Below are 571 nucleotides of genomic sequence, written 5' to 3'. Positions count from 1 at the left end.
CCCGATTAGCCACAAATACCAAGCGAAGCTTGAATTTTTGGTTCCCGACGTGCGCTTCGACAAAGCAGCTGTATTGATAAGCTTGCTTGGGTTGATATTTTGAGGCCTGCAGTCGCTTGTATAATGCTTTAACTGAATATTGCCGTCCGCGATATTGATAGTAAATTTTGCTGGACCGTTTAAGCATGTCCACGCCGTTTAATCCCAACTTGGTTAATTCATAGAACATTTTTGGTGAGCTATACCAGCTATCAAATAACACATAGTCAGCTAGAACGCCATTTGCGAGGGCTTGCTTGACAAGTTGCAATGAAACGAGGTTCAGTTTTTGCTGTGCTTGGCGACGTCTCCGGCCAGCAATTGTTCGTTGATCGGTTGTTTTAGCTGATTTTCCAAGGACGTTTTGTGGCTTCTTGGAAGACATTAATGCAAAGTTGATCGGTAAGAATGTATTGGCGTCACTCCAACCCAAAGTTAAAGCCCGGTATCCCTTAATATATAACTGGTTGTCATGGTCAAAGACTCGCGCTAGTAATTCGGTTTGGGTGGCGTACTCACGGGAAAAGAGTGT

Annotated in this window: 1 protein-coding gene; it reads right to left on the bottom strand. The window is 44.0% G+C overall.

The annotated features are described in order from the left end of the window. Positions 1 to 571, bottom strand: a 571-nt coding sequence (locus tag LPKJCM_RS11760) for a transposase (protein ID WP_165758616.1), incomplete at both ends; no start/stop codon positions are given.

It is taken from the genome of Lentilactobacillus parakefiri, assembly GCF_002157585.1.
In the GTDB taxonomy this organism is placed as follows: Bacteria; Bacillota; Bacilli; order Lactobacillales; family Lactobacillaceae; genus Lentilactobacillus; species Lentilactobacillus parakefiri.
This window is presented reverse-complemented; position numbering and strand designations above follow the sequence as displayed.